The organism is Frigoribacterium sp. AC759, assembly GCF_979256015.1.
In genome coordinates, this window is sequence record NZ_CEEDMT010000027.1 from 19,920 (window position 1) to 29,021 (window position 9,102).

Here is a 9,102-nt window from a genome sequence, read left to right on the forward strand (position 1 = left end):
CGACCGTGAAGCCGCTCGACCCGCGCCTCCTCGGCTACGCCGCCGCCGCCCGCACGTTCCTCGTGATCGGGGCGGTGCTCGGGGTCGTGCAGACGGCGTGCGTCATCGCGGTCGCCTGGTCCGCCTCCCGCTCGGTGGTCGCCGTCGTCGACGGCCGCGGCGCACCCGCCCTCACCGAGGCGCTCGTCGGGCTGGCGATCGCCGTGATCGCCCGCTCGCTCGTCTCGTGGGCGCTCGAGGCCGTCGCCGCGCGGACGGCCGCCGTGGTCAAGAGCCAACTGCGCCGCCGCGTCGTCCGAGCCGTCACCGACCGGGGCCACGAGTGGCTCGCACGCCGGAACTCGGCCCGGCTCGCCACCCTGATCGGCCCGGGCCTCGACGCCCTCGACGACTACTTCGCCAAGTACCTGCCGCAGCTGATCCTCACGGCGCTCAGCACCCCGCTCATCGTCGCCGTGATGGGTGCGAACGACTGGCTCTCCGCGCTCATCGTCGTCCTGACCCTGCCGCTGATCCCCGTGTTCATGGTGCTCATCGGCTGGACCACCCGCACCGCCCAGGCCCGGCAGTGGGATCGGCTCGCCGGTCTCGCCTCGTCGTTCCTGGACGCGGTGAACGGCCTGTCGACCCTCAAGGTCTTCGGCCGCGAGCGACGCCAGGTCGCCCGCATCGGCCGACTGACCGACGACTACCGGACGCAGACCATGTCGGTGCTCCGCGTGTCGTTCCTCAGCGGCTTCGCACTCGAGCTCGCCGCCTCGCTCTCCGTCGCCCTCGTGGCCGTGTCGATCGGCATCCGGCTCGTCGACGGGTCGCTCGGGCTGCCCGTCGCGCTGTTCGTGCTGCTGCTCGCCCCCGAGGCCTACCTGCCGCTGCGGCAGGTGGGGGCGAACTTCCACGCCGCCTCCGACGGCGTCGCCGCCGCGACGGAGGTCGTCGAGCTGCTCGACGACGCCGACCGGGAGACGACCACCACCGTTGACGGCGCCGCCGACCCCGCCCGCGCCTCCACCCCTGTCGTCGCCGTCGGTCCGACCGACGCCCTCGTCGTCTCCGAGGTCTCCGTGCACCGAGGAGGCGCGCCCTCGTCCCCGACGACGTCGTTCGTCGCCCCCGTGGGCAGCCTCGTCGCGATCGTCGGACCGAGCGGCGCCGGGAAGACCTCGCTGCTCGCCGCCCTCCGGGGTGCGGTGCCGTCGGAGGGCGAGGCGCGCTGGCAGGATGCCGACCGCGCCCCCGCCCCGCACGAGATCGCCTGGTCGGGGCAGACCCCCGGGCTCGTCTCGGGCACCGTCGCCGACAACATCGCACTCGGCGACGAGGTCGACCCCGAGGCCGTGCTCGCGGCGCTCGCGGCCGCCGGGGGGCAGGGCATGGACCCCGCGGTCGAGCTGGGCGCGGGCGGCGCGGGACTCTCCGGCGGGCAGGCGCAGCGGGTCGCGCTGGCCCGGGCCGTCTACCGGCTGCGGCGTCGCGGCGGCCGGCTGCTGCTCGTCGACGAGCCGTCGTCGGCGCTCGACCCCGTCACCGAGACCAGGATGATCGACGGGCTGGTCGACATCGCGCGCTCGGGCGTCGCCGTGATCGTCGTGACCCATCGGGCAGCCGTCCGCGATGCGGCCGACACCGTCGTGACCCTGTCCGCCCTCGACCGGAGCGCCCTCTCATGACGACCTCCCTGCTCCGCACCGCCCAGCCGACGGCGCGACGCTCGCTGTCCGGCATCGTCTTCGGCGTGCTGAGCGCCCTGAGCGCCATCGCGCTGCTCGCCGCGTCGGCGCACCTCATCACGCACGCCGCGGAGCAGCCGCCGATCCTCTTCCTCACGCTGTCGATGGTGGGGGTGCGCGCGTTCGCCCTCGCGCGGGCGTTCTTCCGCTACCTCGAGCGGTTGGCGAGTCACGACGCCGCCTTCCGTCAGCTCGCGGTCGTGCGGACCGAGCTCTATCGCCGACTCGTGCGAATCGCTCCGGCGGGGCTCGGCGGCACCGACCGCGGCGATCTGCTCTCGCGGATGGTCAGCGACGTCGACGCGCTGCAGGACCTCCCTCTCCGCGTCGTCCAGCCGCTGATCGTGTCCGGTGTCGCGTCGGCCGTGTCCGTCGCCGGTGTGGCCTTCTTCTCGCCACGGGCGGCGCTCGTGCTCGCCGCGGGGCTCGCCGTCGCCTTCGTCGTCGGCTGCGCCGCGGCGGACGCCCTGGCGCGTCGCAGCGAACGCGCGCTCGCCGACCGCCGGGGCGCGCTCTCGGGCGCCGTGCTCGACACCGTGCAGAACCTCGACGTGCTGACGGCCTTCGACGCCCTCGACGGTCAGCTCGACCGGGTCGCCCGGCTCGACGACGACCTGCGGCGGGCCGCCCGCCGTCGGGCCACCTCGACCGGGGTGGTCGCGGCGCTGATGTCGCTGCTGTCGGGCGCCACCGTCTTCGCGACCATCGTCGTGGCGGCGCCGACGGTGGCGGGCGGCGACCTGTCGGGGCCCTCCTTCGCCCTGGTCGCGCTGGTGCCGTTGGCCGTGTTCGAGGTCGTCGGCTCGGTGCCGACGGCCGTGCTCGCCTGGCGTCGGGTGCGGGCCAGCGGGGAGCGCCTCGAGTCGGCGGTCCCGGCCGTCGCCCCCGCGGGCGTCGTCGTCGACGAGGTGCCGGGGGACGCCGGGCCCGCGGAGCCCGCCGAGCCCGGCGACTCCGCCGCGGCGGACGGGGCCGACGTGGTCGATGCGGCCTCGGCCCGGCTGCCGCTGCCGCCCGCGGGCGGCACCGCCCTCCGCCTCGCCGCCCTGTCGGCGGCCTGGCCCGGGTCGACCTCGCCGGCGCTCGACACCGTCGACCTCGACCTCCGGGTCGGCGAGCGCGTCGTCGTCGAGGGACCGAGCGGGGCGGGCAAGAGCACGCTGGCCGCCGTGCTGGCGAGGTTCCTCGACCACCGGGGTCGCTACGAGGTCGGCGGCGTCGACGTGTCGACGGTCCCGGCCGACCGGGTGCGGGCCACCGTGGGCCTGATCGAGCAGGCGCCCTACCTCTTCGACGAGTCCGTCCGCCAGAATCTGCTCTTCGCCCGGGACTCCGCCACAGACGACGACCTCTGGGCCGTGCTCGACCGGGTCGACCTCGCCGACTGGGTGCGGGCCCGCGGCGGCCTCGACGCCCGACTTGGTGAACGCGGCGCCCTGGTGTCGGGCGGTCAGGCGCAGCGGATCTCACTGGCCAGGGCCCTGCTGCACGGGTTCCCGGTGCTCGTGCTCGACGAGCCGACGGCCGGGCTCGATGCCGACCTGGCCGAGCGTCTCGTCGCCGACGTGCTCACGACGGCACGGCAGGAAGGCACGACCGTGCTGCTCATCTCGCACGTGCCGATCGACGACGCGCTCGTGACCCGGCGGGTCCGGGTCGAGGCGGGGCGGATCGTCGACGCGACCCGCGCCTCCTAGGCTCCATGCCTCCGTGCCTGATCGCCTTCGCGCCTGAAGGGGGCGCCGTCAGACCGACGGCAGCGGACGGCGCAGGGCGTCGAGCCGTGACCGCCAGAGCGCCAGCCGACCGGGCTGCTCGGCGGGCGACGGGCCGTCGACCCAGCCGGTCGCGATGCGGATCCCGTGCAGAGCGCTCGTGGTCCAGACCTCGAAGCCGCTCAGCTCGTCGGGTCGGGCGTGCTCGTGCAGCACGTCGACGCCCATCACCGCAGCGAGGGTGGCCAGAGTCCGCACGGTGACGCCCGGCAGACGCGGCAGATCGTCGGACGGCAGGCAGAGGGCGTCGCCGCGCCACCAGACGATCGAGCTCCACGCCCCGTCGACGACGTGGCCGTCTCCGCTCAGGACGACCGCCTCGTCGGCTCCCCGCGAGCGGGCCTCGTCGCGCACCCGGCCGAGCGCCATGAGATCGGGCCCCTTGACGAGCGGGCTGATCCGCGGGTCGTGGGTGGCCGTCGCCAGCACCACGGTCGCGCTCGCCGGGGGAGCGGGCCGCAGCCGCAGTCGCAGGGCGACCGAGGAGGCGCGGGTCGAGTCGGCCCCGCCGGTCGCGTCTCGCCCGTCGACGCCGCCGGCCGCCACCAGCTCGACCCGGGGGAACCACCGGCCCGTGCGCGGCAGCCGGGCGACCACGGCCGTCCAGAACGCGTCGACGTCGTCCAGGGTCGGCCGACCGGTCATCCCGGCCGTCGCGGCGTCCACCGACCCGGCGAACCGCTCGCGGTGCACGTCGAGGGCCCGGACGCGACCTTCGTCGACCAGCCAGGAGTCTGCGACCAGCAGCGTCGGCTCGATCACACCGGTGTCGGCCTCATCGACGCCGTCGGCACCCCGTCGGGCGTCGGGCAGGGGCTCGAGGAGTCCGCCGCGCCAGAGGAGGGTCGTCGCGGTGCTCATACACTCAAGGCTATGCGTCCTCCGGTGGTCCGTGCGCCGCTCGAGTGGCGCGACCCAGAACTCGTGGTGTCGTGTCTCGCGACCGAGGGAGACGTGGTCTGGATCGACGCCGGGCTCGACGCCGCGACCGGTCGATCGGTGGTGGCGTGGGGCGAGGCCGTGACCGCCTCCGCGTCCGGCGGTCGCCTCGACGCGGTCTGGTCGGCGCTGCACGACGACCTCTCCGCGCCGAGAGCCGACGCGGATCCGCTCGGCTGGGCCGGCTGGCTCGGCTACGGGGTCGGCCTCTGGCTGCTCGACCGCGACGGCGGACTCGGTCGCGGGGCGCACCCCGTGATCGACGCGGGCGAACGCGCCGACGGCACCGCGCCTCCTGATCTCGCCCTGCTCCGCACCGACCGGGCGCTCGTCTTCGATCACGCGCTCCGCACGGTCGAGGCGGTCAGCACCGCCGCGCCCGACTGGCTCGAGGGCGTCGTCGCCCGGTGGGACGACCTGGAGGCCGAGGAGGCGCGGCTCGAGACCGCCCCGCACCGCGCCTCCTCGACGCACCCCCGCTGGGATCACGACGCCGAGTCGTACCTCGCGCTCGTGGCCCGCTGCCAGGAGGCGATCGTCGCCGGCGAGGCGTACGTGCTCTGCCCCACGACCCGGGTCGCGGTCGACGGAGCCGTCGACGACCTGGCGGTCTACCGGCGCCTCCGACGCACGTCGGCCGCCCCGCGCGCGTCGTTCGTGCGGATCGGCGAGACCTCGGTGCTGGGCGCGTCGCCCGAGGCGTTCGTCGAGGTCTCGGCCGACGGCACGGTCTCGTCGTCGCCGATCAAGGGCACCCGCCCGCGGGGGCGCGACGCGCTCGCCGACGCGGAGCTGTCCGACGAGCTCGCGACGAGCGAGAAGGAGCTCGCCGAGAACCTGATGATCGTCGACCTCGTGCGGAACGACCTGACCCGCGTCTGCGCCCCCGGCAGCGTCGAGGTCGTCGAGCTCTTCGCCGTGCACTCGTACCCCGCGGTGCACCAGCTCGTCAGCACCGTGCGCGGGCGCCTGCGACCCGGGCTCACGGGGCTCGACGCCGTCGCCTCGATGTTCCCCGCGGGGTCGATGACCGGCGCGCCGAAGCGCCGGGCCGTCGAACTGCTGACGGCGTGGGAGGCGCGCCCCCGGGGGATCTACTCGGGCGCGATCGGCACGTTCGGACTCGACGGCACCGTCTCGCTGGCCATGGTGATCCGCTCGATCGTCGTCGACCGGGCCGGGGCGGACGGCGTCGGAACGGCGACCGTCGGGGTCGGCGGGGGAGTGACGTCGGCGTCGGTGCCCCGCGCCGAGTGGGACGAGGTGGGGGTGAAGGCGGCCGCCCTGCTGGCGGTGCTGGCGGACGGGCCGACCCGCGCCTCCTGAGCTCCCCCTCCGACGGCGGCCGAAGGGTGCCGCCACCGGCGGCGGATCCGGGTTCGGCGGACGGCGGGCCGGTCATCTACGCTAGATCGTCGGGTCGCCGTGCCCGCACGTCGACGTGCGCTGCAGCAGGTGCGTCCCTCCCCAGGAATGAATGAGAGTCCCGTGGCACACGAGCACGACAACACCGCGCCTTCCGAGAAGACCGCCGCCGGCGAGCGTCCGCCCCGCCCCGAAGAGGAGCGTGAGTACGACGTCGCGCGTCTGCAGCGCAAGTGGCAGGCCATCTGGGAGGAGGCGAAGCCGTTCGCCGTCGACCCCGACGACAAGCGCCCGCGCAAGTACATCCTCGACATGTTCCCGTACCCGTCGGGCGACCTGCACATGGGGCACGCCGAGGGCTACGCGCTCGGCGACGTGATCGCGCGCTACTGGCGTCAGCAGGGCTTCAACGTGCTGCACCCGATCGGGTGGGACAGCTTCGGCCTGCCGGCCGAGAACGCGGCCATCAAGCGCGGCGTCGACCCCCGCGAGTGGACCTACGCGAACATCGAGCAGCAGAAGCAGAGCATGAAGCTCTACGCGCCGTCGTTCGACTGGGACCGCGTGCTGCACACCAGCGACCCCGAGTACTACAAGTGGAACCAGTGGCTGTTCCTCAAGATGTACGAGAAGGGCCTCGCCTACCGGAAGGACAGCTGGGTCAACTGGGACCCTGTGGACCAGACCGTGCTCGCGAACGAGCAGGTGCTGGCCGACGGCACGAGCGAGCGGTCGGGCGCCGTCGTCGTCAAGAAGAAGCTGACGCAGTGGTACTTCAAGATCACCGACTACGCCGACCGTCTGCTCGACGACCTGAACCAGCTCGAGGGCCGCTGGCCGTCGAAGGTGCTGAACATGCAGCGCAACTGGATCGGCCGCTCGGTCGGTGCCGACGTGCACTTCGAGATCGAGGGGCGTGACGAGCGGGTCACGGTCTTCACCACCCGACCCGACACGCTCTACGGCGCGACCTTCATGGTCGTCGCCCCCGACTCCGATCTCGCCGCCGAGCTCGTGGCCGACGCCACGGACGACGTGCGCCAGCGCTTCGCCGAGTACCTGACGGCCGTGCAGAAGACGACCGAGATCGAGCGTCAGTCGACCGACCGCCCCAAGACCGGCGTGCCCCTCGGGCGCGTCGCGGTCAACCCGCTGACCGGCGACCCGATGCCGGTCTGGGCCGCCGACTACGTGCTGGCCGACTACGGGCACGGCGCCGTCATGGCCGTGCCGGCCCACGACCAGCGCGACCTCGACTTCGCCATCGAGTACGACCTGCCCGTGCGCGTCGTCGTCGACACGAACGCCCCGGTGACGGGTGTCATCCCGAAGCTCGAGCTCGACTCCGACGGTCAGGCGATCCTGCCCGACGACCTGCCCGAGCTGAACCCGCGCGAGACGGGGGTCGCGCTCTCGGGCGACGGCCGCCTGATGAACTCCGGTCCGCTGACCGGGCTCAGCAAGTCGAACGCGATCAAGCGCGTGATCGAGCTGCTCGAGGCCTCGGGCGCCGGCAAGGGCGCCAAGACCTACCGTCTGCGCGACTGGCTCATCTCGCGCCAGCGCTTCTGGGGCACGCCCATCCCGATCGTGCACGGCGCCGACGGCACCGAGATCCCGGTGCCCGAAGACCAGCTGCCGGTGCTGCTGCCGCCCACCGAGGGTCTCGACCTGAAGCCCAAGGGCAGCTCGCCGCTCGGCGCGGCCACCGACTGGGTGAACGTGCCGAACCCGATCGACGGCACCCCGGCGAAGCGCGACGCCGACACGATGGACACCTTCGTCGACAGCTCGTGGTACTTCCTGCGGTTCCTCAGCCCGACCGACGCCGACCGCGCCTTCGACCCCGCCGTCGTCAACCGCTGGGCGCCCGTCGACCAGTACGTCGGGGGCGTCGAGCACGCGATCCTGCACCTGCTCTACGCGCGCTTCATCACGAAGGTGCTGTTCGACCTCGGTCACCTCGACTTCACCGAGCCGTTCAGCGCGCTGCTGAACCAGGGCATGGTGCTGCAAGACGGCGCGAAGATGAGCAAGAGCAAGGGCAACCTCGTCACGCTCTCCGAAGAGGTCGAGAAGCACGGCGTCGACGCGATCCGCCTGACGATGGCGTTCGCCGGCCCGCCGGAGGACGACATCGACTGGGCGGACGTCTCGCCCGCCGGCTCGGCGAAGTTCCTGGCCCGGGCGTTCCGGCTCTCGGGCGAGGTGTCGAGCCCTCGCGACGTGGTCTGGGCCGACGGCGACCAGGCGCTGCGCCGGGTCACGCACCGGTTCCTGGCCGAGGCTCCGGGGCTGACCGAGGCGTTCAAGTTCAACGTCGTCGTCGCCCGCCTGATGGAGCTGGTCAACGCGATCCGCAAGGTCGTCGACTCGGGTGCCGGTGCGGGCGACCCGGCGGTCCGCGAGGCCGTCGAGACCGTGACCCTGGGGCTCTCGCTGTTCGCGCCCTACACGGCGTCCGAGATGTGGGAGAAGCTCGGCTACGACGGCGTCTCCGTCGCGAAGCACGGCTGGCGGAAGGCCGACCCGACGCTGCTCGTCGAGACGAGCGTCACCGCCGTCGTGCAGGTGAACGGCAAGGTGCGCGATCGCCTCGAGGTGTCGCCGAAGATCGCCTCGGAAGAGCTCGAGGCCCTGGCCCGCGCGTCGGCCGCCGTGCAGCGCTCGATCGGCGAGAAGGAGATCGTGAACGTCATCGTGCGCGCGCCGCGACTGGTGAACATCGCGGTGAAGTGACCTCCCGGGGGCGGATGAGTCCTCCCCGACCGCGACGGCCGCCCTGGTGTCCCCAGGGCGGCCGTCGTCGTCTGCAGGGGCCGCCGGTCGGCTCGTAGCGTGCCGCCATGACCGTCTCGTTCAGCACCGCACCCGATCCGTCGCGGGGGCCGCGTTGGCGGACGGGGGTCGGGGCGGCGGTCGTGCTCGTGCTCGCCGCGCTGGTCGTGACGGTCGTGGTGTCGGCCCTCTCGACCGCAGGAGGCGCGGGGACGACCACGATCACCTCGCCTCCGTCGACCGATGCGTCGTCCGAGCCGGGTGCGCCGGGCGGGGCGGGGGCGTCGGCCGGCGACGCGGGCGGCGCGCTCTTCGTGCACGTGCACGGCGCCGTCGTCTCGCCCGGTCTCTACGAGCTGGCGGCGGGGGCGAGGGTCGTCGACGTCGTGGCCGCCGCCGGCGGGTTCGCCGACGGCGCCGACCAGGCGGGGGTCAACCTGGCGCGACCGCTCGTCGACGGCGAGCAGCTGCGGGTGCCGGCGGTGGGAGAGGTCGCGGCGGACGTGGGGGACGGC

Annotated in this window: 6 protein-coding genes; 5 read left to right on the forward strand and 1 reads right to left on the reverse strand. The window is 73.8% G+C overall.

Features of this window, described 5'->3' with window-relative positions:
- The first annotated feature begins 5 nt into the window (after positions 1-5).
- Both cydD and cydC read left to right on the forward strand, forming a co-directional pair.
- Positions 6-1,670: a thiol reductant ABC exporter subunit CydD gene (gene cydD / locus ACZ6JE_RS13360; protein WP_464319262.1), complete on the forward strand. Its 1,665-nt coding sequence runs from the start codon at positions 6-8 to the stop codon at positions 1,668-1,670.
- On the forward strand, positions 1,667-3,427 hold the full coding sequence (gene cydC / locus ACZ6JE_RS13365) for a thiol reductant ABC exporter subunit CydC (protein ID WP_464319263.1): 1,761 nt from the start codon (positions 1,667-1,669) through the stop codon (positions 3,425-3,427). Before cydD ends, cydC begins: the two co-directional genes overlap by 4 nt.
- Positions 3,428-3,475: 48 nt before the next feature.
- Here the strand turns inward: cydC and ACZ6JE_RS13370 are convergent, their stop codons facing one another.
- Positions 3,476-4,366 carry an aminotransferase class IV gene (locus tag ACZ6JE_RS13370; RefSeq protein WP_464319264.1) on the reverse strand — a complete coding sequence of 297 codons (891 nt, stop codon included), beginning with the start codon at positions 4,364-4,366 and terminating at the stop codon, positions 3,476-3,478.
- Positions 4,367-4,378: 12 nt separating this feature from the next.
- Between ACZ6JE_RS13370 and ACZ6JE_RS13375 the strand changes: the two genes are divergently transcribed.
- From ACZ6JE_RS13375 to ACZ6JE_RS13385, 3 genes are all read left to right on the forward strand, one after another.
- Positions 4,379-5,770: an anthranilate synthase component I family protein gene (locus tag ACZ6JE_RS13375; RefSeq protein WP_464319265.1), complete on the forward strand. Its 1,392-nt coding sequence runs from the start codon at positions 4,379-4,381 to the stop codon at positions 5,768-5,770.
- A 147-nt stretch (positions 5,771-5,917) separates the two neighbouring features.
- Positions 5,918-8,548, forward strand: coding sequence for a leucine--tRNA ligase (leuS, locus tag ACZ6JE_RS13380; RefSeq protein ID WP_414655528.1), 2,631 nt, complete (start codon positions 5,918-5,920; stop codon positions 8,546-8,548).
- Between the two features lie 107 nt (positions 8,549-8,655).
- A partial coding sequence (locus tag ACZ6JE_RS13385; protein WP_464319266.1) for an SLBB domain-containing protein occupies positions 8,656-9,102 on the forward strand: 447 nt, incomplete at its 3' end.

Coding starts and splice junctions, on each gene's coding strand:
- cydC (WP_464319263.1), top strand. CDS start 1,667: ATGACGACCTCCCTGCTCCGCACCGCCCAGCCGACGGCGCGACGCTCG.
- ACZ6JE_RS13370 (WP_464319264.1), bottom strand. CDS start 4,366: ATGAGCACCGCGACGACCCTCCTCTGGCGCGGCGGACTCCTCGAGCCC.
- ACZ6JE_RS13375 (WP_464319265.1), top strand. CDS start 4,379: ATGCGTCCTCCGGTGGTCCGTGCGCCGCTCGAGTGGCGCGACCCAGAA.
- leuS (WP_414655528.1), top strand. CDS start 5,918: ATGAATGAGAGTCCCGTGGCACACGAGCACGACAACACCGCGCCTTCC.